Consider the following 24,870-nt stretch of genomic DNA (forward strand, 5'->3'; position numbering starts at 1 on the left):
TAGCGAGTAGAGAAAGGAAAACAGCATGAGAATCTCAACGGCGCAAATGTTTAACCAAACTACGACTAATGTGATGAAAAGCCAGTCTGCGACTAGCAAAATCATGGAACAGTTAGCATCGGGGAAAAAAGTCAGCACTGCAGGTGATGATCCAGTCGCAGCTATCGGTATTGATAACCTTAAGCAACAAGGCGCTGTGGTTGATCAGTTTATAAAGAATATCGATTACGCTTCAAATCGTTTGGCCGTTAGCGAAAGTAAAATTGGCAATGCTGAAAATGTGGTTGAGAGCATGCGTGAGCAGATGCTGCGCTCAGTAAACGGCACGCTCAGTGATGCCGATCGGCAAACAATTGCCGATGAGATGCGCGGCAGCCTAGAAGAGCTGCTATCTATTGCCAACAGCAAAGATGAATCGGGTAATAGCTTGTTTGCCGGTTTTAAAACAAATACTGAACCGTTCGCTTTTGATAACAATGGCAAGGTTGTCTACAGCGGCGACTCCGGTATTAGAGATTCGGTGGTGGCATCGGGCGTTACTGTAGGCAGTAATATTCCTGGCGACAGTGTCTTTATGAACGCTGCTAACGCAATCGGCGACTACAGCGTCAATTATTCGTCAACTCAACAAGGCAAATTTAGCGTTGAAAGCGCAAAGATAACGGATCCTACTTTACCGGTTACGGGCAACTATACCTTTGACTTTGTTGATAATGGAGCGGGTGGACTTGATGTCAATGTGACAGATTCTGCCGGTACGGTAACCACAATTCCCAATTTTGATGCGACTCAACCTCTAACGGTAGATGGCATTGAGTTACAGCTGAAAGGTACGCCGCAAGCGGGTGATTCCTTTGAGTTAGCGCCAGAACAAAACTCAAACATATTCGATACCTTAAATAGCGCGATAGCACTGCTTGAAGATGGTAGTAAGTTAAATTCTCCGCAAGGGCAAGCGGAAATGGCACAGTTATTGAATAACGTAAGTAGTGGTCAAGAGCAGATGGCAACCAGCCGCAGTGTGGCAGGTAATAGTTTAAAGAGTCTAGAAAACTACACTAGTACACACAAAGAGGAGCAGTTGGTCAATCAATCGGCACTGTCTTTACTTGAAGACTTAGATTATGCAGAAGCGATAACTGAGTTCGAAAAGCAGCAGATGTCGCTTAACGCGGTATCGAGCGTGTTTAGTAAGGTTGGCTCTATGTCGCTTTTTGATTATTTATAAAAACAGGCCATTCATAACGCGCTTAGCGATATGACTTGTAAGTAACAGGTAAACAAAATATTAAATAATTCCGATTTAATCTAAATGTTGGCACAAAAAAAGCATTAATAAATCTGAAATATTTAGCTGCAACTAGAAAGATAAAAAATTGACGGTTAAGCGTTTGTTAATATTCATTAAAGGTGAGATTGACTACGCATTAGATAAGTCAAATAAAAAACACTTTGCCAGGAACAGCGGCAATGGTGATACAGATTCAGTTTGATAATTGAAATATTAACAATTTTAGCCAAGTAACCAATCTTGGCAAACCAACTAAGAAGAGGATTACACCATGGCTATTAGCGTTAATACTAATGTCACATCAATGAAAGCCCAAGCCAACATGAATAAGGCGAGCTCTAATCAGCAAACATCTATGGAGCGTTTGTCTTCAGGTTTGCGCATTAACAGCGCCAAAGATGATGCTGCGGGTCTGCAGATTTCTAACCGTATGACCAGCCAAATTAATGGTATTGGTGTTGCTATGCGTAACGCCAATGACGGTATCTCTATTGCGCAAACTGCAGAAGGCGCAATGCAGGAATCTACCAACATTTTGCAACGTATGCGTGACTTATCTTTGCAATCAGCTAACGGCTCAAACTCTTCGGATGATCGCGCAGCCATGCAAAAAGAGATGTCGTCATTGCAATCGGAGTTAACACGTATCTCTGAAACAACCTCATTTGGTGGCCAGAAACTATTAGATGGTACTTATGGTACGCAAAACTTCCAGGTCGGTTCAAATGCCAACGAAACAATTTCTGTTTCATTGATGGATACAAGTGCATCTGCTATCGGGCAGCATCAACTTGATGGCACTGGCACAACGGGTGCCAAGTTAGGTGCTGCAGTAGCTGATGGTACCTCAGCTACTGCGACCGGCGTTACCACGGGAACTATGAAGGTTAATGGAGACTCTCTTACAATAGCCGCTGATGCGAAGGCGACAGAAATAGCGACTCAAGTTAATGGATTGGATAATGGTGTTAAAGCTGAAGCAACCGTGACTGCGACAGTTGGAGCTTTAACTGGTGCTACAGTTGATGCTGACTTGAAAATTGGCACAAAAACTTATGCGATGGCGGATTACGTAGATAACCAAGATAAGCTTGTCGAAGACTTGAAAGCTGATGGTTTTGAAGCGTCAAATGACAACGGTACTGTAAGTATTACCGCTAAAGGCGTGGATTCAATTGCGCTCGAAGGTGGGGCGGCTAACACGGCAACTTTAGATGGTGCAGCTGCTGTTGTAGCAGGTAAGGTTAAGTTTGCTGCTGTTGAAATGACATCTCAGAATAATATCGCTTTATCAGGTACAGCAGCGACAATTACAGATGTAGTCGGTACTGCAACATCTTCAACGCTTGCAAGTGTTGAAGGTTTAGATATTACTGATGCCGATGGTGCACAAAGCTCGATTGCGGTAATCGATGCCGCTATCGCGGGTATCGATTCACAACGTGCTGACTTAGGTGCGGTACAGAACCGTATGAACTTTACCATCAACAACTTAAGTAACGTTCAATCAAACGTATCTGATGCGCGTAGCCGTATTCAAGATGTGGATTTTGCTAAAGAGACTGCCGAGCTAACTAAGCAGCAAATTCTATCGCAAACCTCTTCAGCGATGCTTGCACAGGCTAATCAGTTGCCACAAGCGGCGCTTTCATTACTGGGTTAAGGTAAGCAGTTAGTAGCTTAGAGTGGCTACAGCGTGTTTAAATTGACGTTATCTAGAGCTTCGGTAGAAATATCGAAGCTTTATTATTTTGTATAAGTTTTACTTTGATTGTTAATGTTCTCGAACAGCCAGTGCCTCTTAACTGTTTCTATTTCCTATCGCTTCTAACTCTTTAATATATGAGTCATCGTTGACAACTTTTGTCACATTCTTCAAATGCGGCTCAGGCCGATTGGCGTCTTCTCTAGGTTTAACCCATTGAGTTTGTCTTGGTTATTTTCGCATTTTCATCATGTTGAGTTAATGGTGCCTCAGGTTAAAGTGTTGATTTTTTAATGGTTTAAAATTTATTTTGCGAAATCACAAAATAAATACTAAAGCTTAAAAAGAACGTGCCGTTAAATATACTGTAACCAACATGATTCGCCTGGCTTTAGAAAGACAGGCACTAATATAAGTACTGTTGATTAGTACAGTCTAAAGCAAGGTAAGAGGGAATTAATAATGGCTATTTCAGTAAATACGAACGTCACCTCAATGAAAGCGCAAAATAACTTAAACAGCGCTACGAGCAATCAGAAGACATCGATGGAGCGTTTAGCATCTGGTCTGCGCATTAACAGCGCCAAAGATGATGCTGCGGGTCTGCAGATTTCTAACCGTATGACCAGCCAAATTAATGGTATTGGTGTTGCTATGCGTAACGCCAATGACGGTATCTCTATCGCACAAACCGCTGAAGGTTCAATGCAAGAGTCGACTAACATCTTGCAACGTATGCGTGATTTATCACTGCAGTCAGCTAACGGCTCAAACTCTGCAGATGACCGTGATGCGATGCAAAAAGAGATTAATTCATTGAACAGTGAATTAACACGTATTGCTGAAACAACCTCATTTGGTGGTCAGAAACTACTAGATGGTACTTATGGTACGCAAAACTTCCAGGTCGGTTCAAACGCCAATGAAACTATTTCAGTGTCACTTTCAGATACTAGTGCTTCAGCGTTAGGCCAGCATCAACTTGATGGCACTGGCACAACGGGTGCCAAGTTAGGTGCTGCAGTAGCTGATGGTACCTCAGCTACTGCGACCGGCGTTACCACGGGAACTATGAAGGTTAATGGAGACTCTCTTACAATAGCCGCTGATGCGAAGGCGACAGAAATAGCGACTCAAGTTAATGGATTGGATAATGGTGTTAAAGCTGAAGCAACCGTGACTGCGACAGTTGGAGCTTTAACTGGTGCTACAGTTGATGCTGACTTGAAAATTGGCACAAAAACTTATGCGATGGCGGATTACGTAGATAACCAAGATAAGCTTGTCGAAGACTTGAAAGCTGATGGTTTTGAAGCGTCAAATGACAACGGTACTGTAAGTATTACCGCTAAAGGCGTGGATTCAATTGCGCTCGAAGGTGGGGCGGCTAACACGGCAACTTTAGATGGTGCAGCTGCTGTTGTAGCAGGTAAGGTTAAGTTTGCTGCTGTTGAAATGACATCTCAGAATAATATCGCTTTATCAGGTACAGCAGCGACAATTACAGATGTAGTCGGTACTGCATCATCTTCAACACTTGCAAGTGTTGAAGGTTTAGATATTACTGATGCCGATGGTGCACAAAGCGCGATTGCGGTAATCGATGCCGCTATCGCGGGTATCGATTCACAACGTGCTGACTTAGGTGCGGTACAGAACCGTATGAACTTTACCATCAACAACTTAAGTAACGTTCAGTCTAATGTATCTGATGCACGTAGCCGTATTCAAGATGTTGATTTTGCCAAAGAGACAGCGGAGCTAACTAAGCAGCAAATTCTATCGCAAACCTCTTCAGCGATGCTTGCACAGGCTAATCAGTTGCCACAAGCAGCACTGTCACTACTGTAAGCTTAAAGTAGTCACTGAAGTCGAAAATAAGGTTTGACCTTATGTTGATAGAAGAGCTGAATTTATTTGGCTAATTGATTAAAGGGGGAGTCGGCAACGACTCTCCCTTTGTGGTTATAATTCGCTAAAAACTTGCTCATTTGTATTAATACCTCCTTAAGGGAAATGTATAAAATAGTTTGTTTATGAGGAGCATTTACTGCCAGCAATGGTGATTTTAGCTATTGATAGTCCTTATAATCATGAAACTAAGGTGTGGTGAAAATGGAACTGAATTTAACCAGCAACAATGTTGCTCCAACAGTCGTCGATACAAATATAAATCAGAATGGGTTAGTGAACCAAGATAAGGGGTCAGCTAATGCTCTCGCAAGAACTGAGACCGTCAATAAAATACAAGATGGCAATACGGTCAATGCGCAAGAGCAACTATCAGAAGAGTTAGCACAAGAGAAGATACAAGAGGAAAAAGCGGCTGAATCGCCTGAAGAGATGGAAGAGGTTGCTGAGAAGCTGTCTGATATGATGGCTATGTTACGTAAAGGGCTTACTTTTAAAATTGACGACTCTCTTGGAACTCAAGTGGTCAGTGTTCTAGATATAGACACTGGTGAATTGATCAGGCAGATCCCTAACGAAGAAGCGTTAGAGTTGGCCATTAAATTGCATGAGAAAATGGCTGAGATGGATGGCTTATTGATGTCTACTGAAGTATAAAGTAGATAGAGAGTGATTGAGCTCAAATCTGTTGCTGCAGGTTTTCTGTTATGGTTCTTTAACTGGGACTTTTTAGTAATTAAGTATTGAGGTTGTTATGGGTTTAACATCAGTTGGTATTGGTTCAGGAATGGACATTAATGGCATTGTATCTGCGTTAGTGCAAGCTGAGAGTGCGCCCAAAGTTGCCAAGTTCGATGCCGATGAAGGTAAGTTAAATGCCGAAATATCTGCCATGGGGGCACTTAAAAGTGCTTTAACCGAATTTCAAGATAGCTTAGAGAAATTAACTGACCCAGATACCTTTATCGCTCGTAAAGTGAAGCTCTCTAACAGTGGCTTCATAAGTGCAACCGCAGATGAGAAAGCGGTTCCTGGTAGCTATAAAGTTGAAGTTGAACAGTTAGCAGAGAGTCAAAAACTTGGCTCTGCGCCAGTGGTTGATGCCACGGCAGCTCTAGGTGAGGGAACATTAGTTTTCGGTGTAGATGGAGAGGACTTCACTGTTGCGGTAGAAACTGGTGATTCACTAGAAACTGTGATGCAAAAAATCAACGATGCTGAAGACAATGTTGGCGTTACTGCGACCATTATTAATGGTGATAACGGCCCACAATTAGTGATGACATCGGATAAAACAGGTATTGATAAACAAATAACGGTGACCGCAACTGACACCGATGGTGGTACGGGATTGGCCGACACTTTTACTATGACTGAACTTAGCGCTGCAAAAGATGCTGTGCTTTATGTTGATGGGCTAAAAGTAACTTCAAGCAGCAATACGGTCGATAACGTAATTACTGGGGTCAGTATTACTTTAACTGACGCCGACTTAAGTAAAAGCACTCAGTTAACAGTTTCTGCTGATTCAGACGCAGTGAAAAGCAGTGTCGAGGGTTTTGTTGAGTCTTATAATGAGTTAATGGATACGATTTCCAACATGTCAGGTTATGATGCTGACACTAAGAAAGCTGGGATTTTGCAGGGTGATTCAATGATCCGCAGTATTCAAAGCCAACTTCGAGGTGTGCTCTCGAGTAGTTATGATTCTGAAGATGGCTCAACAATGCTAGCCAATATTGGGGTTAAAACTACTCAACAAGGGACGTTAGAAATTGATGACAAAATTCTCAATAGCGCCCTTGAAAACGATATGACACAAATCAAAGATATGTTTAGCACCGAGGACACAGGTCTTGCTGCAAGGCTCGATGGCTTAGTGGAAACCTATGTCCAAACTGGCGGTACTATTGATAGCCGTGATGAAACCTTAGATAACCAAATTTCGCGTATTACTGACAGCCGTGAACAATTGACTCGTAAAATGGTTTCTTATGAGGCAAGGCTGTTAAAACAGTTCAATGCTATGGATTTGGTGGTAGCAAACTTAAGCGCGCAGTCCGCAGACTTAACTAGTCGGCTGGCTTCATTACCAGGTGTGGTTCCAAAAAAATAGCATTAAGCTAACAGTTATCAGATGATTTAATTGTTGTCGTTTATGGATGGCAATAGTATGCCTTAACAGAAGTGGCAGAGACGGACGTTGACCTGTTTAGTGATATTTACAGATGAAAGTTGTTAGCGACACACAATACTTTGCCCGAACTCCAATCTAGCGTTAAAGTCAGTCGTCATGACGAGAAACTATTGAAGTGAACACCCTATGAATACACCACTTATCCCAGTAATTGAGGTTATTGAACAGTTAGCTGCGGTTGACAGCGCAATGACGGAACTACTCGACAACCTAGAAAAAATTCAATTTGAAGATGACGAAAGCGACACTCTGGTACTTAAATTGCAGGATGTGATTAGTGCGCGTCAAATTTTGATTGGTCAGCTAGTGACCGATAGTCAATTTGAAGATCGAATCTACCTGCAACAACAGGCAGACAAGACCACAGAATTTGAACATCGAGCCAAAAAAGTATTAGCTGATCGCGAAGCCTTATTACGCGGAATGCGCAAAGGTAAACGCCAAACTAATTTATATAAAACAATAGATTCAAATAGGTAGGTATTTATGAGAGGTTCGCTTCAATCATATCGTAAAGTTTCTCTTGATAGCAGTATTGCAGTTGCTTCACCCCATAAAGTGATTCAAATGATGTTTTCTGGCGCTTTAGAGCGTTTAGCACAAGGGCGTTATGCCATTGAGCAGAACAACTTGGAGCTTAAAGGTGTGAGTTTAGGCAAAGCCGTTAGCATTGTTGCAGGACTCAATAGCAGCCTTAATATGGACGCTGAAGGAGATGTTGCGAATAACCTAAGTGCTCTTTATGACTTCATGTTGCAAAAAATCTCTGATGCAAACATTAATAACGATGTACAAGCAATTGATGATGCGACAGATATTTTACGTGTCATTAAAGAAGCTTGGGATGCTATTCCGACTGAGCTTCATGAGCTATCGTCTGAAAGCTAATAAGAGTGTCTTTGTTTATAAAGGCTAAAAAGGAGTGTAGCTACACTCCTTTTTGACACTCGTCAAAATCTTGGCATCGCGAAACTAGTGGTTGATGAGTTTTTGAGCAAAAACGTTTCGGTTTCTCATAATATTCATCAGAGGCTTGCTAATGGCGAGCTGATAATACACTATTCAATCTGGTAGTGAATTTGATAAGGTTTCTTTGATAGAAGCTACTGGCTTGAAATAAGCAACGAACACTAATAATTAATGCGCTGATACATATAAGCCTAACGGCCTTCGGAATGATGCAAACAGATCAACGAATTCTACTTGTCGGTAACCAGTCAGAGCGAATTAATCGCTTGTCTTGTGTATTTGAATTTTTAGGTGAGCAAGTCGAGTTGATCGGTTTCGATAAACTTGAGTTGCATACTAAACAAACGCGCTTTCGTGCGATTGTTTTACCTGCTGAAAATCAATCAAAAGAACTTATCCAGTCTTTAGCTGGAGCGCTTCCTTGGCAGCCATTTTTGCTGTTGGGAGAAGTTGCAGACGTTAAGGCGTCTAATATTCTTGGCTGTATCGAAGAACCACTTAATTATCCGCAGCTCACAGAGCTTCTTCACTTCTGCCAAGTCTATGGTCAAGTGAAACGAGCTGATGTGCCGACTAGTGCCAATCAAACGAAACTGTTTCGCAGTCTTGTGGGGCGCAGTGAGGGCGTAGCCAACGTGCGTCACCTCATTAGTCAGGTTGCCAGCTCCGACGCCACTGTATTAGTACTAGGGCAATCAGGCACTGGTAAAGAGGTTGTTGCGCGTAATATCCACTATATTTCAGAGCGTCGTGACGGTCCTTTTATTCCGGTTAACTGTGGTGCAATTCCGCCAGAGTTACTTGAGAGTGAGCTATTCGGCCATGAAAAAGGCTCTTTCACTGGCGCGATTAGTGCCCGTAAAGGTCGCTTTGAGCTCGCAGAAAAAGGCACGCTGTTTCTTGATGAAATAGGTGATATGCCATTGCAAATGCAGGTTAAGCTGTTACGTGTATTGCAAGAGCGTATGTTTGAACGTGTTGGCGGCAGTAAGTCTATTGCTGCAGACGTTCGCGTGGTAGCTGCAACCCATCGTAACCTTGAAAGCATGATCGAAGAGGGCGACTTTAGAGAAGACCTCTACTACCGTTTGAATGTATTCCCAATTGAAATGCCTGCTTTGTGTGAACGCAAAGAAGATATTCCATTACTGCTGCAAGAACTTGTTAGCCGTGTCTATAACGAAGGTCGTGGACGTGTTCGCTTTACTCAAAGAGCGATAGAGTCGCTTAAAGAGCATGCTTGGTCTGGCAATGTTCGCGAGCTATCTAATCTAGTCGAGCGCTTAACCATTTTGTATCCTGGTGGATTGGTAGACGTTAATGACTTACCAATTAAGTATCGTCATATTGATGTGCCTGAATATTGCGTTGAGATAAGTGAAGAGCAATTAGAGCGTGATGCTTTGGCTTCTATCTTTAATGATGAAGAGCCAATTGATATCCCTGAGTCTCGCTTCCCAAGTGAACTGCCGCCTGAAGGTGTAAACTTAAAAGATCTGCTTGCAGAACTTGAAATTGACATGATCAGACAAGCATTAGATCAACAAGATAACGTAGTTGCTCGTGCTGCTGAAATGCTTGGTATCCGCCGCACAACTCTAGTTGAGAAGATGCGTAAGTACGGTTTAGGTAAAGATTAGCCTTCCACTCATACTTTCTGTAGAAAAAATGCGACGCTTCTGGTGTCGCATTTTTTTGCACTCATTTTGTGTAGTTCTTAAGGAACGTAGGTATTAAGCGCTAGGCATTAGCAAAGACGGTAAAGCCTTAGACGCACGGCCTACAGCCATACGGAACGCTTCGCTTAACGTAAAAACGAGAAAAGAGCAATCTGACGGCATAAATGTCGACCTACAAAAGATAGCAGCGTCATAACTTTATGGCCTGTAGGTTGGGCTTTAGCCCATCAATGATTACAATCGACCAGCAATCTGACGGCATAAATGCCGACCTACAAAACAAGTACCTAACCTGACGGCATAAATGCTGACTGAATAAGCCATCTAGCCTCTGTTAATAAAGTGGCACAAAACCTGCTTTAACTCCGTCATATACAGTTTTTTGACGGAGTCCTTATGTCCGCAGTTCCTCAGCCAAACTTTGATCCGCTTGCTAGCAATCGCCCACAACTGGTCGATGTTCAGCAAGCCGCGAATATGTCCAACCGTATGGAGCATATTCTGCAGGCGATGCCGTCAGGCGTAGTGATCATTAATGGCGACGGAATTGTAACAGATGCAAATCCCGTTGCGACGGAGCTGCTAGGGGGGCCGTTAGAAGGACTGCGCTGGTTTAAAGTGATCAATCAAGCCTTCTCACCGAAAGATGATGATGGCCATGAAGTATCACTGCGCAATGGCCGACGGGTAAAACTTGCGATCACACCGTTAACGCCTGAGCCCGGTCAACTGATTGTACTAACCGATCTGACAGAGACTCGTTTACTACAAAAGAACTTGTCTCATCTGCAAAGGCTATCGGCTTTAGGAAAAATGGTGGCAACGCTGGCTCACCAAGTTCGCACGCCACTGAGCGCAGCATTGTTGTATGCATCAAATCTCGCCAGTCCGAAGATTTCAGATAGCGCCAGACAGCGCTTTCAAGGGAAGTTGGTTGATAGGCTCAACGAGCTAGAGCATCAAGTTAATGACATGCTATTGATGGCGAAAGGTCGTCAACAAGAGTTAGATGTGGTGGTTAATATCGAAGATGTTATTGATAGCGTACTGAATAATTGCCAGCCAATAGCGGCACAAAAAAGCTGCCAGCTCGATTTTATTAATCATGCGACACAGTGTATTCGTGCCAATGATTCTGCGTTAAGTTCTGCGATTAACAATTTAGTGGTCAACAGTATTGAAGCGGGCGCGACTAAGATCGTAATCAAGACCTACGATACTGCAACAGCCCTGCATATTGACGTCATTGATAATGGTAAAGGATTGGATAGCGACATGCAGCAACAGGTGCTAGAACCCTTCTTTACCACTAAAGCGCAAGGCACAGGGCTTGGCTTGGCTGTTGTGCAATCTGTCGTTAATAACCATGGTGGCATGATGCAGTTTAGCTGCCATGTAGGTAAAGGCTGCACTGCTGCACTTAAATTCCCACTGGCGAAATCCCAAGTTATCACTGATACAGTAGTTGGAGCATAGAGCATGTCTGAAGGAAAATTACTGTTAGTTGAAGATGACGCATCATTAAGAGAAGCATTGTTAGATACCTTGATGTTAGCCCAATATGATTGCGTTGATGTAGAGTCGGCTGAAGCGGGCATTTTAGCGCTTAAAAACGACAGCTTTGACATGGTGATAAGCGATGTGCAAATGGAAGGAATTGGTGGCCTTGGTTTACTCAATTACCTGCAGCAGCACCATCCTAAAGTGCCGATGTTATTGATGACGGCTTACGCGACCATTGATAACGCCGTCAATGCCATGAAACTGGGCGCAGTAGATTATTTAGCTAAACCTTTTTCGCCAGAAGTGCTGCTTAATCAAGTATCACGTTACCTCCCTGAAAAATCTATTGAAGGCAGCCCTGTTGTGGCCGATGAAAAGAGCCTGGCACTGTTATCTTTAGCGCAGCGAGTTGCGGTATCTGATGCCTCTGTGATGATAATGGGCCCAAGTGGCAGCGGTAAAGAGGTGCTTGCGCGTTACATACATCAGCATAGTCACCGCTCTGCTGAACCATTTGTTGCAATAAACTGCGCAGCAATACCCGAGAACATGCTAGAAGCAACACTGTTTGGTTATGAAAAAGGGGCCTTTACAGGGGCATACCAAGCTTGCCCTGGAAAATTTGAACAAGCTCAAGGAGGCACATTACTGCTGGATGAAATTTCAGAAATGGAATTGGGTCTGCAAGCTAAGCTATTGCGCGTGCTTCAAGAGCGCGAAGTTGAGCGTCTAGGCGGGCGCAAAACCATTAAGCTGAATGTCCGAGTGCTAGCAACCTCTAACCGAGATCTAAAAGCGCTGGCGGAGGCTGGTGAATTTAGAGAAGATCTTTACTATCGAATAAATGTTTTCCCTCTTACGTGGCCAGCACTGAATCAGCGTCCTGCTGACATTCTACCTTTGGCAAGGCACTTAATTAGTCGCCATGCAATGGCGATGAATAAAACGGAAGTGCCTGAATTGGCAGAATGCGCATCACGCCGATTATTGACACACCGCTGGCCTGGTAATGTGCGCGAGCTTGATAATGTGGTGCAGCGAGCACTTATTTTAAGTGTAGGGAATGCAATCACCATTGCTGATATTATTATCGATTCGTGCGATATCTCTTTAGCCGCGGAGGTAAACTCGGTAGAAGAGGAGGCTAAGAGCAATGAGCTTGACGGTTTAGGGAATGAACTTAAAGCCCAAGAACATGTAATCATTTTGGAGACGCTTAGCCAGTGTAACGGTAGCCGTAAAGAGGTTGCAGAAAAGCTGGGGATCAGCGCGCGCACATTGCGCTATAAAATGGCCAAAATGCGTGATTCCGGGATTGAAATACCGGCTTAAGCGCTGACAAGGACGCATTGGGTAACTAATACGCTGCCTGCTATTTCAAGGTTAGATTGTGTTCTCAGCCGTGCTAGCAAAGAGTAGTAACAGTAAAAGTGTCAGATTTTACTGTTGCTTTCTCCATAATGAGTCGCTGCTGTTAACGTAGGTAGACATTTATGCCGTCGCTTTGCTTTGCCGTTATGGCTTGAAGCTCAATCCACTACTTCAAACCTAATTATCACCTTTCTACATACTGGCACGATTTCTGCTTTATCTAATTCAATTAAGATTTTCGTCAAGAAAACGACATTGGGAGATAGTTATGCAAATCGGCGCTAATTCTTTACTGCAAGAGATGCAGTCACTTAACGGTCAAATAGGCACTCAAGGCGCTCAAACAAGTGTTGCCCGTCAAGTGAACAACACTTCTGGTGCTGATTTTGGTCAACTGCTCTCTCAAGCTGTTGGAAATGTGAGCGAACTTCAGTCAAATGCATCTAATTTGGCCACTCGCCTTGATATGGGCGATACCACAGTGACATTATCTGATACCGTTATCGCGCGTGAAAAATCTAGCGTTGCTTTTGAAGCAACCGTACAAGTAAGAAATAAGCTCGTAGAAGCTTATAAAGACATTATGAGTATGCCTGTTTAGGCCTTAACTGCAGGTAGCAATCGTGAGTACAGAAATGGTCGTAGGAACAGGTTCAAATGTCGCTGCCGGTGGGCAGTCTGGTGGTGTTCAAGAGGAGCATAAGCCAGGTGTGATGGGATCGATTGGCAATATCGACATGTTACGCCAAGTGACCATGATATTAGCCTTGGCTATCTGTTTAGCATTAGCCGTTTTTGTGATGATTTGGGCGCAAGAGCCTGAATATCGACCCTTGGGGCAAATGAGCACCCAAGAGATGGTTCAAGTACTCGATGAACTCGATAAAAATAAAATCAAATACCAGATCCAAGGTGATGTGGTAAAAGTCCCTGAAGATAAGTATCAAGATGTGAAGATGATGCTAAGCCGTGCTGGTTTAGATCAAGCCGCTGCCAATGATGACTACTTAAGTAAAGACAGTGGATTCGGTGTTAGCCAGCGAATGGAACAGGCTCGCCTTAAGCATAGCCAAGAACAAAACCTTGCTCGCGCTATTGAAGAGCTTAAAAGTGTTAGCCGCGCCAAAGTTATCTTAGCCCTGCCAAAAGAAAATGTCTTTGCTCGAAATCGCTCTAAGCCAAGCGCAACCGTGGTTGTTAATACTCGCCGTGGTGGCCTTGGTCAAGAAGAGGTGGATTCGATAGTCGATATCGTTGCATCTGCGGTTCACAATCTAGAGCCGAATAAAGTGACTGTTACCGATTCAAATGGTCGCCTTCTTAATTCAGGAAGCCAAGATGGCGTGTCAGCGATTGCTCGTCGTGAGCTTGAAATTGTTCAACAAAAAGAATCTGAATACCGTAACAAGGTAGAGTCAATTTTGATGCCGATTCTAGGGCCTGAAAACTTTACCTCGCAAGTTGACGTTAGTATGGATTTTACGGCCGTAGAGCAAACGGCTAAGCGTTACAATCCCGACTTACCGGCGTTGCGCAGTGAGATGGTTGTAGAGAACAACTCTAATGGCGGTACCACTGGTGGGATCCCTGGCGCATTGTCTAATCAGCCGCCGATGAATTCCGATATTCCACAAGAGGTGGGTACCGAAACAACGTCTGTTAGCAGTGGTAGCAGTCATAAAGAAGCCACGCGTAACTTTGAGCTTGATACCACTATCAGCCACACTCGTCAGCAAATAGGCACATTAAGACGTGTCAGTGTTTCTGTCGCAGTTGACTTCAAAAATGCCCCCGCTGCTGAAGACGGCAGTGTTTCACGCGTCCCACGCACTGAGCAAGAGCTGGCGAACATTCGCCGTTTACTCGAAGGTGCTGTTGGTTTTAACACCCAACGCGGTGATATGATTGAAGTCGTTACTGTGCCGTTTATGGATCAGTTAATAGAAGATGCGCCAGCGCCTGAAATGTGGGAACAACCTTGGTTTTGGCGTGCAGTCAAATTAGGCTTAGGTACCTTAGTTGCGCTAGCGATAGTGATGTTTATCATCAGTCCAATGCTAAAGCGTATTGTTTACCCTGATAGTGCCAAACTGCCAGAAGAGCCAAAGATGGGCGATGAACTGGCTGAGATTGAAGACCAATATGCTGCCGATACATTAGGCATGTTGGAGCGCCCAGAAGCTGAATACAGCTATGCCGATGACGGGTCGATTTTAATTCCTGACTTGCATAAAGATGATGACATGATTAAAGCCATCCGCGCGATTGTTGCGAATGAACCTGAACTATCGACTCAAGTCGTGAAAAATTGGTTAATTGAAGATGACAAATAATACTCCCGTAGAGGGGCAAGCAGTAACACCTGCACCAGGGTTTAAGCCAGAAGATTTAAATGGTATCGAAAAAACGGCCATATTGTTGTTGAGCCTAAGTGAGAGTGATGCCGCTTCTATATTGAAGCACCTTGAACCTAAGCAGGTGCAGAAGGTCGGTATGGCAATGGCGGCAATGCAGGACTTTGGCCAGGAAAAGGTCATTGGTGTACATAAACTATTTTTAGACGATATCCAAAAGTATTCATCTATCGGTTTCAATAGCGAAGAGTTCGTCCGTAAGGCTTTAACCGCTGCGTTAGGCGAAGACAAAGCGGGCAACTTGATTGAACAGATCATAATGGGCAGTGGGGCTAAAGGTCTCGACTCCCTGAAGTGGATGGATGCCCGACAAGTGGCAACTATCATTCAAAACGAACATCCACAGATCCAAACTATTGTTTTGTCATACTTGGAACCTGATCAGGCGGCAGAAATCTTTGCTCAATTCCCTGAAAATACTCGCTTAGATCTCATGATGCGAATCGCTAACCTTGAAGAGGTGCAGCCTGCAGCACTACAAGAGCTCAACGATATCATGGAGAAACAGTTTGCCGGCCAAGGTGGCGCGCAGGCGGCGAAGATGGGCGGCCTTAAAGCGGCTGCAAATATTATGAATTATCTTGATACTGGCGTTGAAAGCCATCTTATGGAAACGATGCGAGAATCTGATGAAGAGATGGCGCAGCAGATCCAAGATCTTATGTTCGTGTTTGAGAACTTAAGTGATGTCGACGACATGGGCATTCAAGTACTGCTTCGAGAAGTGCAGCAAGATGTTCTAATGAAAGCCCTAAAAGGTACAGACGATCAACTCAAAGAGAAACTCCTTGGCAACATGTCTAAACGTGCGGCGGAATTGCTGCGTGATGATTTAGAAGCGATGGGACCAATAAGGATCAGCGAAGTTGAAGTGGCGCAAAAAGAGATCCTATCGATTGCACGTCGTCTAAGCGAAAGCGGTGAGCTAATGCTCGGCGGTGGCAGTGGTGAAGAGTTCTTATAATGGCTGACTCAAAAGAGCCTAAAGGGGCGACGGTTAATACCACCGATGAGTTTGGTCACTGGGATTTGCCCGATATTAGCCAAGCAGTAGATACTTCATCACTCAATATGTTTGGTCGACATGGCTCCAGTATCGACATTGAGGATGGTGGCGAAGCTGACGCTATTTTACCGCCGACATTGACCGAGATTGAAGATATCCGCGCCGATGCTGAGCGAGAAGGATTTGTCCAAGGACAAGAGGCGGGTCATGCCGAAGGGCTCGAAAAAGGCCGTTTAGCAGGGCTAGAGCAGGGGCATAGCGAAGGTTTTGAACAGGGGAAAGAGCAGGGGCATGAGGCTGGTTTGCAAGCTGCTGGTGAGATACTACAACGTTTTGAAGCCTTACTTGAACAATTTGAGCAACCTTTGAGCATACTCGATACTGAAATTGAGAAAGAGCTACTATTAACCTCCATGAGCCTGGCAAAAGCCGTTATCGGCCACGAGCTTAAAACCCACCCTGAACATATATTAAGTGCGCTACGCCAAGGTGTCGATTCGCTGCCGATTAAACTGCAGCAAGTGAACATCAGAGTGACGCCTGATGACGAAGCATTGATTAGCGGGCTCTATAGTGCAGCGCAATTAGAAAAAAACCGCTGGGATATCGAAGCCGATCCAAGCTTATCCGCTGGTGACTGTATTATAAGTAGCGGGCGCAGCCATATCGATATGACCGTCGATACACGAATTCAACATGTCTTTTTTGAGTTAGAAAAAACTCAGCAAGATCTATTACAGCAAAAAGAGCAGCAAGAGGAAGCGCTGCTTAATCAAAGAGCAAGTAAGCAAGTTGCTGTTGAGAGCGCAGAGTCTAATTCGGCTCCTGCAATGGAGACAGAGCCTCAACCTCAAGAATCCGCCCCTGCCGCCGAAGGTGAACATGCCAACACGCCAACACCGACTGCGCAGTAAACTTGCGCAGCACCATAGTAAGGTGAATCCTTTTGTGGCCGAAGCCAGCGGTCAACTCGTTCGTGTGGTGGGCTTAACGCTAGAGGCTACCGGTTGCCGGGCTTCAGTCGGCAGTCTTTGCTCGATAGAAACCATGTCTGGTGAGCTTGTGGCAGAAGTGATTGGTTTTGATGATGAGCTGTTGTACTTAATGCCAATTGAAGAGCTTAGCGGCGTACTGCCCGGTGCTAAAGTTACGCCGCTCGGGCAGCAGTCAGGCTTAAGCGTCGGACTGGCATTATTAGGTCGAGTGCTTGATGGCAGTGGCCTGCCGATTGATGGTTTAGGCAATTTGCAAACGGACCAAAAAGCACCGACTCATGCTCCTGCAATAAACCCTTTAGCAAGACGTGCCATTAGTGAACCGCTCGATGTGGGGGTGCGCGCCATTAACTCAATGCTGACCGTAGGCAAAGGTCAGCGAATGGGTTTATTTGCCGGTTCTGGTGTGGGTAAAAGTGTACTGTTAGGCATGATGACCCGAGGCACTACCGCCGACATTATTGTGGTAGGGTTAGTAGGAGAGCGTGGCCGTGAAGTCAAAGAGTTTATTGAAGAGATTTTAGGCCCTGAAGGCCGCGCGCGCTCTGTGGTTGTCGCAGCTCCGGCTGATACCTCACCACTGATGCGACTTCGTGCTTGTGAAACCTCGACTCGAATTGCCGAGTATTTTCGTGACATGGGCTATAGCGTACTATTACTTATGGACAGCTTAACTCGTTATGCTCAGGCGCAGCGAGAGATAGCTTTGGCGGTCGGGGAACCGCCAGCCACTAAAGGTTATCCGCCTTCAGTATTCGCTAAACTACCGAAGCTTGTGGAACGTGCTGGCAACGGTGGCGGCAAGCAGGGCTCGATTACCGCATTTTACACCGTGCTGACAGAGGGGGATGATCTACAAGATCCTATCGCCGATGCATCAAGAGCGATCCTTGACGGCCATATCGTTCTTTCCCGTTCGCTGGCAGATTCAGGTCATTATCCTGCGATAGATATCGAGGCGTCCATTAGTCGTGTCGCGCCTATGGTGATAACGACAGAGCACTTAGAGGCGATGCGCCGAGTAAAGCAGGTTTATTCGCTTTATCAGCAGAACAAAGACCTTATCTCTATTGGTGCTTATACCCAAGGTAGCGACCCTCGAATTGATAATGCAATTCGCCTACAACCCGCTATGAATGCATTTTTACGCCAAACCATGAAAGATGCTATTACCTTTGACAGTAGCACGCTTATGTTGAGCCAGTTGGGTGCGCAGTGTCAGGTTTAGCATTGAGCATAATCAATGAGTAATAGATAAATGGCCAAAGCTGACCCACTTTTTACCGTTCTTAAATTAAACCAAGAGGCAGAGGAGCAAGCATCCCTGCAACTTCGTGCAGCTCAGTTAGAGTTACAGCGCAGACAAAGTCAGTTAAAGGCGTTGCAAGACTATCGTTTAGATTACATGAAGCAGATGGAGCAGCAACAAGGTAAGAATATCAGTGCAAGTTATTACCATCAGTTTCATCAATTTGTGCGTCAAGTCGATGATGCTATCGTGCAACAAGTTAACTCTGTTCAGGAAGCAAACACTCAGCAGCAACATCGACTAACTCATTGGCAAGAGAAACAGCAAAAGCGTAAAGCGGTAGAATTGTTGTTGGCGAATAAGGCCGAAAAAGCGCAACTTGCAGAACAGCGTAAAGAGCAAAAGATGGTTGATGAGTTCGCTTCGCAGCAGTTCTACCGAAAGTCCCGCCGCTAGTTTTTACCCTCTGTTATATTGGACAACTCTGTTGGCATCATAATTGCTTTTAATTAGATATTAGGTAATTAAAGTGAGCTTACAAGCCGATATTTTGACGCCAATTACCAAAGCTGATTGTCTATTTTTGCTTTTATGGGGACGCTGACGGAGAAGTTATGCAGCAGATGACCAATATATTACTCAGTAGTGCCGATGGCGCCAGCTCAAAAAAGGTGGTTGCTAACGGCAATCCACAGCAGAGCGTTGAAGGTGATAACTTCTCTGCGGCACTTGAAAAAGCGAGCCAAGAGGGGGCTACTGCTGAGCAAGGTAGAGTCGATGGCGAAGCTGTGTTATCGGAAGTTTCCTCGGATAAACAGCAGCGCAGAGATATAGAAGACAGCGATAACACTGAGACCACGAAGAAGAGTGATGATGTCAGTCAGGTTTTCGCGCAAATAAATCTCGCCAATAACTTTTCAAGCAGCGCTGATGATCCGTCAATTGCCGCTGACGGCGAAGGTTTGCCGTCAAGTGATGAGCTAACCGATGAGCTTTCCATCTTGAGCGGTGCTATTGACGAAACCAAAGCTGACGATAGTGAGTCAGCTGAAGATACTGAATTGACCGATGAGATCATGCAAGCATTAAGCTTACACAGCGGCATATCCGAGAAAGCCTTGAATGAAATGCCTGAAACTGAACTTAAGGCATTACTCGCGCAAAGTAAGATTCTAGATGCCGATGGTGCGCTGTTAGCGCAGTATGCGATTGCACCAGCGCCTAATGCACCTGCAATGGATAACGCTGATGAGCTAAAGATCTCACCTCAGAAAGTTGACACTCATAGCGGTGAAGCGGAAGCAAAACGTAATAGCACGATAAGCGAGGCTAAGCCATTTACTCATGGCGCCGTTTCAGATGGGACAGTGCAGCAACCCGTTGCTGCAAAGAGCAGTGCTGAGACTCGAGATATTTTAGGCAAAGAAGGGGCTATTCAATCTGGCACTGCAACCGTTAATCTAAGCGAAGGCGCGTCAAAAAACGCTGAGATAGGAAATAGTAAAAATGGCAAATTGGCTAATAATGCCAATAATTCGGCCGCAGAACAGCTTAAAGGCGCAGAGCTATCAGTGAGGCTCACGCCTATTCAAATGGGGTTGGAGGCAAACCTTGCTAGTGGCAATGAAGAACTGTCTACCCAAGATATTAAGACAGTATCTGGCCTGCAAGCCCATAATTTACAAATTCAGCAGAGTTTAACTCGTGTAGAACCACAGCAGATACAATTAGCGCTGAAACAACATGCTGATCAAGCTACTCAAATGCAGGAGATGATCCAACGATTTTCCCCAGTAATGAAGCAACAGCTGATGACCATGGTCAGTCAAGGTGTGCAACAGGCAGAGATCAGACTCGATCCTGCAGAGCTTGGCAGTATGATGGTACGGATCCAAGTTCAGGGAGATTCGACTCAAGTGCAGTTCCAGGTGAGCCAGCATCAAACTCGAGATCTCGTTGAACAAGCAATGCCAAGATTACGTGAAATGTTAGCCGAGCAAGGTATGCAATTAACCGATGGTCAAGTATCACAAGGTGACCGAGGTAATGACCAATCATTCCAAGGTGATAGAGACGGCCAAGGTAATAGTCACAGTGAAATGGATGAAATTTCAGCAGAAGAGTTGATTGTTAGCGCAAATCAGGCAACAACTTCTGCTTCAGGTATAGATTATTACGCATAAGCAGGTAACCTATAGCACAAGTTAAAGACTTGGCTTAACTTGGGAGATTGATCGAGTAAAGCAAGCGCATAGAAGTCCAGTTAGGGAAAGCAGATGGCAGAAGAAGAATCATTAGAGCTCGAAGTCAGTGACGAGCCGAAAAGTAAGAAAAAGTTAATTCTATTTGGCAGCATCGCCGCTGTACTTATTGTTATCATCGCAGCGACCCTTTGGTTGCTATTAAGTGGCGATGAAACGGCTGCAGAAAATAGCGGTGGAGAAGCCGTCGCTGAAGTGAAAGCATCAGATAAAAGAGAAGCTTTTTACGCTGCAATGCCACGTCCTTTTCTGTTTAATTTACCCGGCAACGGCCGCACTCGACTTGTTGAAATCAAAGTACAGTTGATGGTCCGCGGTAAAGATGATGATGTATTGATTAAAAAGCACATTCCATTAATTGAAGATGCGTTATTGACCACCTTTAGTGGCGCAGATGTCCAGAAACTCAGTACCTTAGCGGGCAAAGATGAACTGAGACTTTTAGCATTGCTTAATGTACAAAATACTCTGCAGCCAATTATTGGTCGTAAAGTCGTTGAAAAAGTATTATTTACCGGCTTTGTAATGCAGTAAATTTGCACGGCTCTTTTTGTAAACCAAACGTTTTTATATAGGCAAAGGCAATATCGTGAGTGATTTATTAAGCCAAGACGAAATTGATGCGCTACTACACGGTGTAGATGACGTCGAAGAGGACATGATAGAGGACGGTGAGCTTGATGCCCGTGCCTATGATTTCTCTTCGCAAGACCGTATTGTGCGTGGCCGAATGCCAACGCTGGAGATTGTTAACGAGCGTTTTGCTCGTCATTTGCGAATAAGCATGTTTAACATGATGCGCCGAGCGGCTGAAGTGTCAATTAACGGCGTACAAATGCTCAAATTCGGTGAGTACGTACACACTCTTTTTGTACCGACAAGCTTAAACATGGTGCGCTTTAGTCCGCTAAAAGGGACAGCGCTTATCACCATGGAAGCAAGGCTTGTGTTTATTTTAGTGGACAACTTCTTTGGTGGCGATGGACGTTTTCATGCCAAGATTGAGGGTCGAGAGTTTACTCCCACTGAACGTCGTATTGTGCAACTGCTGCTGAAAATTATCTTTGAAGATTATAAAGAAGCTTGGGCGCCGGTGATGGATGTTGAGTTCGATTATCTTGACTCTGAAGTTAACCCTGCGATGGCGAATATCGTTAGCCCAACCGAAGTGGTAGTGGTCAGTTCATTCCATATCGAAGTCGACGGTGGCGGTGGTGATTTCCATATAACTATGCCGTATTCGATGATTGAACCTATTCGAGAGCTGCTCGATGCTGGCGTGCAAAGTGATACTCAAGATACTGATATGCGCTGGTCGCAGGCACTGCGAGACGAGATCATGGATGTTGACGTCGGTATTGACGCTACCGTTGTAGAGCATCAGGTGACATTACGTGATGTGCTTGAATTTAAGGCTGGGGATGTGATCCCTGTTGAGCTGCCTGAGCACATTATTTTGAAAGTTGAAGATCTTCCCACTTATCGTTGTAAGATGGGGAAAACTAAAGAGAATCTTGCATTAAAGATTTGTGAACAAATACAAAGGCCAGAAACGGTTAAGTCGGAACTGCAGTTGGTTACCCATAAAGGTAAGCCACGCGAACGCTCTGATATATAAGGTGAAAAGTAAATGAGTACAGATACAGGTGATGACTGGGCTGCAGCAATGGCAGAGCAAGCAATTGAAGAAGCACAAGCTGTAGAGCTAGATGAGTTTAGCAGCGATGCAGCTCCGTTAAGCGAGGAGGAAGCCTCAAAACTTGATGCGATTATGGATATCCCTGTCACCATTTCGATGGAAGTGGGTCGCAGTTTTATCAATATTCGTAATCTACTACAGTTAAACCAAGGTTCGGTTGTAGAACTCGATCGTGTTGCGGGTGAACCTCTCGATGTGATGGTTAACGGCACCTTAATCGCTCATGGTGAAGTCGTTGTTGTTAACGACAAATTCGGTATTCGTTTAACCGACGTTATCAGTCAGACTGAGCGTATCAAAAAGCTTAAATAAAGGGATTAGCAATGAGTTTTCAGCTTGCATTAGCTAGTCTTGGCACCGTTGCCGCTACCGCAGAAAAATCGGCGGCGCCTTCAAGTGTAGCCACACTTGCCAGTATGGTAGGAGGGCTGATTGTTGTCCTACTATTAATTTTTGCTTTGGCTTATATGGTGAAGCGACTCAATTTGGTACCCAGCAGCCAAGGCGTGTTGAAAACACTGGCTGTTACGCCACTGGGTCAAAAAGAGAAGCTGGTACTCGTAGAAGTTGACGGGCAACAATATCTACTTGGGGTTACCCCGCACCAAGTTAATTTAGTTGATAAGCTTAGCGATCCCGTTGAGATCTCCACTGACTCCTTTGCGAGTCGTTTACGTCAAGCGAAGTCGTCCCGATGATAAAATGGATTGTGTTATTTGGCGGCCTTGCACTGTCATTAATATCCCCTACAGTGTTAGCTGAAACGGGAATTTTACCTGCAGTAACTGTATCAACGGGGGCTGATGGTTCTACGCAGTATTCGGTAACCATGCAGATTTTACTGCTGATGACCGCACTGAGCTTTATCCCCGCAGCTGTCATTATGTTGACCTCGTTTACCCGTATTATTGTGGTTTTGTCGATTTTGCGTCAAGCAATCGGGTTACAGCAAGCCCCCTCGAATCAAATCTTAATTGGTATCAGTATGTTCATGACATTTTTTATTATGTCTCCGGTATTCGATAAGATTTATGAACAAGCGGTCAAACCTTATATTGAGCAGGGCATGCCGATTCAGGATGCTTTTAATACTGGTAAAGGGCCACTGAAAGATTTCATGCTATCCCAAACTCGGTTAACCGATTTAGATACTTTTATCGAAATTTCGGGGTACCAAAATATCAATGAACCGGAAGATGCGCCAATGAGCGTGATTATTCCCGCTTTCATCACCAGTGAACTGAAAACGGCATTTCAGATCGGCTTTATGCTATTCGTGCCATTTTTGGTATTAGATTTAGTGGTCGCCAGTATCTTGATGGCTATGGGGATGATGATGTTATCGCCTATGATTGTCTCTTTGCCGTTTAAGATCATGCTATTCGTACTTGTTGACGGATGGAGTTTAGTGATGGGCACGTTAGCTAACAGTTTTGGGTTGTAGGTAGCTTATGACTCCTGAAGCACTGATTGATATTTTTAGAGAAGCCTTAGCGGTTATTGTGACGATTGTTTCGATGATCATTGTGCCAGGGCTCATTGTTGGCTTGATCGTGGCGGTATTTCAGGCTGCAACTTCGATTAACGAGCAAACATTAAGTTTCCTCCCACGATTGCTAACAACGCTTTTAGGCTTAATGCTGATGGGGCATCTGCTGGTACAAACGATGATGGAGTTTTTTATGCAGATGGTCAATATGATCCCTCAGGTCATCGGTTAATCATGCTGTTGCAACTGTCTGAACCGCTTATGTTAAAACGTCAGCATTCAAGCATTGTGCTGTAATTATGAATATCTTACTTGATACCATAATGGGTGGGATTGCTGGCTACATGTGGCCATTAACGCGGATCTCTAGCATGTTTATGGTGATGGCGGTATTTGGTGCTAATACCACACCGTCGCGGGTTAGATTATTGTTATCTCTGACCGTCACTGCAGCTGTAGTGCCCGTGCTACCGCCAATGCCCGATATAGAGCTCTTTTCCTTGAGCGCAGTGTTTGTCACTTTTCAGCAGATCATCATTGGCGTTTCCATGGGATTTTCAACCCTGCTGCTAATGCAGACATTTGTATTAACCGGGCAGATCATCGGTATGCAGACCAGTCTAGGTTTCGCCTCCATGATAGACCCAGGTTCAGGACAACAAACACCTGTTGTTGCGAACTTCTTTCTTTTGCTCACAACAATGATATTTCTGGCGGTAGATGGGCACCTAATACTCATCAAAATGGTGGTGGCGAGTTTTGATTCAATTCCTGTATCAATGGAAGGTCTGAGCCTCGCAAGTTATCGTATGTTTACTGAATTTGTCGGTTATATGTTTGGCGCAGCGCTGACCATGTCGCTATCGGCCATCGTGGCGCTACTGACGATCAACCTCTCTTTTGGGGTAATGACTCGAGCTTCACCACAGTTAAATATCTTCGCCATTGGTTTCCCTGTAACCATGGTCAGTGGTTTGTTTATTCTGTGGTTAACATTGACCCCTATCATGGCTCACTTTGATGAAGTGTGGCGTGAGGTACAAATTCTGCTGTGTAACGTCCTTGAGCTACAGTGCACCTTAGATGGTGGGCTTAACTGATGAGGTTACTCACGCGTTTTATCATAGTGCT

24 protein-coding genes are annotated in these 24,870 nt (G+C 44.6%); all 24 read left to right on the top strand.

What is annotated here, in order from left to right:
- Nucleotides 1-25: 25 nt before the first annotated feature.
- The 24 genes from flgL (at nt 26) to fliR (ending at nt 24,839) form a co-directional block, all read left to right on the top strand.
- Nucleotides 26-1,228 (top strand): flagellar hook-associated protein FlgL, encoded by a 1,203-nt coding sequence (flgL, locus tag SWP_RS06705; RefSeq protein ID WP_020911671.1) that lies wholly within the window; start codon nt 26-28, stop codon nt 1,226-1,228.
- A gap of 334 nt (nt 1,229-1,562) precedes the next feature.
- Entirely contained in the window at nt 1,563-2,954 is a 1,392-nt protein-coding gene (locus tag SWP_RS06710; RefSeq protein WP_020911673.1) for a flagellin, read from the top strand.
- Between the two features lie 504 nt (nt 2,955-3,458).
- Entirely contained in the window at nt 3,459-4,847 is a 1,389-nt protein-coding gene (locus SWP_RS06715) for a flagellin (protein ID WP_044555737.1), read from the top strand.
- A gap of 264 nt (nt 4,848-5,111) precedes the next feature.
- Nucleotides 5,112-5,564 carry a flagellar protein FlaG gene (locus SWP_RS06720; RefSeq protein ID WP_020911675.1) on the top strand — a complete coding sequence of 151 codons (453 nt, stop codon included), beginning with the start codon at nt 5,112-5,114 and terminating at the stop codon, nt 5,562-5,564.
- Between the two features lie 97 nt (nt 5,565-5,661).
- On the top strand, nt 5,662-7,023 hold the full coding sequence (fliD, locus tag SWP_RS06725; protein WP_020911676.1) for a flagellar filament capping protein FliD: 1,362 nt from the start codon (nt 5,662-5,664) through the stop codon (nt 7,021-7,023).
- A 207-nt stretch (nt 7,024-7,230) separates the two neighbouring features.
- Entirely contained in the window at nt 7,231-7,584 is a 354-nt protein-coding gene (locus SWP_RS06730) for a hypothetical protein (RefSeq protein WP_020911677.1), read from the top strand.
- 6 nt (nt 7,585-7,590) lie between these two features.
- A complete protein-coding gene (gene fliS, locus SWP_RS06735; RefSeq protein ID WP_020911678.1) occupies nt 7,591-7,992 on the top strand; it encodes a flagellar export chaperone FliS in 402 nt (133 codons plus the stop codon).
- Nucleotides 7,993-8,279: 287 nt separating this feature from the next.
- Nucleotides 8,280-9,713, top strand: a complete 1,434-nt coding sequence (locus tag SWP_RS06740; RefSeq protein WP_020911679.1) for a sigma-54 dependent transcriptional regulator — start codon at nt 8,280-8,282, stop codon at nt 9,711-9,713.
- A 435-nt stretch (nt 9,714-10,148) separates the two neighbouring features.
- On the top strand, nt 10,149-11,228 hold the full coding sequence (locus SWP_RS06745; RefSeq protein WP_020911680.1) for a sensor histidine kinase: 1,080 nt from the start codon (nt 10,149-10,151) through the stop codon (nt 11,226-11,228).
- 3 nt (nt 11,229-11,231) lie between these two features.
- Nucleotides 11,232-12,587, top strand: a complete 1,356-nt coding sequence (locus tag SWP_RS06750; protein ID WP_020911681.1) for a sigma-54-dependent transcriptional regulator — start codon at nt 11,232-11,234, stop codon at nt 12,585-12,587.
- Between the two features lie 307 nt (nt 12,588-12,894).
- Nucleotides 12,895-13,227, top strand: a complete 333-nt coding sequence (fliE, locus tag SWP_RS06755) for a flagellar hook-basal body complex protein FliE (protein WP_020911682.1) — start codon at nt 12,895-12,897, stop codon at nt 13,225-13,227.
- Nucleotides 13,228-13,261: 34 nt separating this feature from the next.
- A complete protein-coding gene (fliF, locus tag SWP_RS06760) occupies nt 13,262-14,959 on the top strand; it encodes a flagellar basal-body MS-ring/collar protein FliF (RefSeq protein ID WP_044556318.1) in 1,698 nt (565 codons plus the stop codon).
- On the top strand, nt 14,949-16,004 hold the full coding sequence (fliG, locus tag SWP_RS06765; protein ID WP_044555738.1) for a flagellar motor switch protein FliG: 1,056 nt from the start codon (nt 14,949-14,951) through the stop codon (nt 16,002-16,004). Before fliF ends, fliG begins: the two co-directional genes overlap by 11 nt.
- On the top strand, nt 16,004-16,960 hold the full coding sequence (gene fliH / locus SWP_RS06770) for a flagellar assembly protein FliH (protein ID WP_020911685.1): 957 nt from the start codon (nt 16,004-16,006) through the stop codon (nt 16,958-16,960). The genes fliG and fliH overlap by 1 nt, the downstream gene beginning before the upstream one ends.
- Nucleotides 16,929-18,269, top strand: coding sequence for a flagellar protein export ATPase FliI (gene fliI, locus SWP_RS06775; RefSeq protein ID WP_020911686.1), 1,341 nt, complete (start codon nt 16,929-16,931; stop codon nt 18,267-18,269). The genes fliH and fliI overlap by 32 nt, the downstream gene beginning before the upstream one ends.
- Nucleotides 18,270-18,299: 30 nt before the next feature.
- On the top strand, nt 18,300-18,746 hold the full coding sequence (fliJ, locus tag SWP_RS06780; RefSeq protein ID WP_020911687.1) for a flagellar export protein FliJ: 447 nt from the start codon (nt 18,300-18,302) through the stop codon (nt 18,744-18,746).
- Between the two features lie 158 nt (nt 18,747-18,904).
- Complete coding sequence (locus tag SWP_RS06785) at nt 18,905-20,473, top strand: flagellar hook-length control protein FliK (RefSeq protein ID WP_020911688.1); 1,569 nt, start codon at nt 18,905-18,907, stop codon at nt 20,471-20,473.
- 93 nt (nt 20,474-20,566) lie between these two features.
- Entirely contained in the window at nt 20,567-21,085 is a 519-nt protein-coding gene (fliL, locus tag SWP_RS06790) for a flagellar basal body-associated protein FliL (protein ID WP_020911689.1), read from the top strand.
- 55 nt (nt 21,086-21,140) lie between these two features.
- On the top strand, nt 21,141-22,169 hold the full coding sequence (gene fliM / locus SWP_RS06795; RefSeq protein WP_020911690.1) for a flagellar motor switch protein FliM: 1,029 nt from the start codon (nt 21,141-21,143) through the stop codon (nt 22,167-22,169).
- Between the two features lie 12 nt (nt 22,170-22,181).
- A complete protein-coding gene (gene fliN / locus SWP_RS06800) occupies nt 22,182-22,562 on the top strand; it encodes a flagellar motor switch protein FliN (RefSeq protein WP_020911691.1) in 381 nt (126 codons plus the stop codon).
- An 11-nt stretch (nt 22,563-22,573) separates the two neighbouring features.
- The gene (fliO, locus tag SWP_RS06805) at nt 22,574-22,948 is read left to right on the top strand and encodes a flagellar biosynthetic protein FliO (protein WP_020911692.1); all 375 of its coding nucleotides are present in this window, start codon (nt 22,574-22,576) and stop codon (nt 22,946-22,948) included.
- A complete protein-coding gene (fliP, locus tag SWP_RS06810; RefSeq protein ID WP_020911693.1) occupies nt 22,945-23,694 on the top strand; it encodes a flagellar type III secretion system pore protein FliP in 750 nt (249 codons plus the stop codon). Before fliO ends, fliP begins: the two co-directional genes overlap by 4 nt.
- Before the next feature lie 7 nt (nt 23,695-23,701).
- The gene (fliQ, locus tag SWP_RS06815) at nt 23,702-23,971 is read left to right on the top strand and encodes a flagellar biosynthesis protein FliQ (protein ID WP_020911694.1); all 270 of its coding nucleotides are present in this window, start codon (nt 23,702-23,704) and stop codon (nt 23,969-23,971) included.
- A 67-nt stretch (nt 23,972-24,038) separates the two neighbouring features.
- Nucleotides 24,039-24,839 carry a flagellar biosynthetic protein FliR gene (gene fliR, locus SWP_RS06820; protein ID WP_020911695.1) on the top strand — a complete coding sequence of 267 codons (801 nt, stop codon included), beginning with the start codon at nt 24,039-24,041 and terminating at the stop codon, nt 24,837-24,839.
- The last annotated feature ends 31 nt before the right edge of the window (nt 24,840-24,870 follow it).

It is taken from the genome of Shewanella piezotolerans WP3 (assembly GCF_000014885.1).
Classification (GTDB): domain Bacteria; phylum Pseudomonadota; class Gammaproteobacteria; order Enterobacterales; family Shewanellaceae; genus Shewanella; species Shewanella piezotolerans.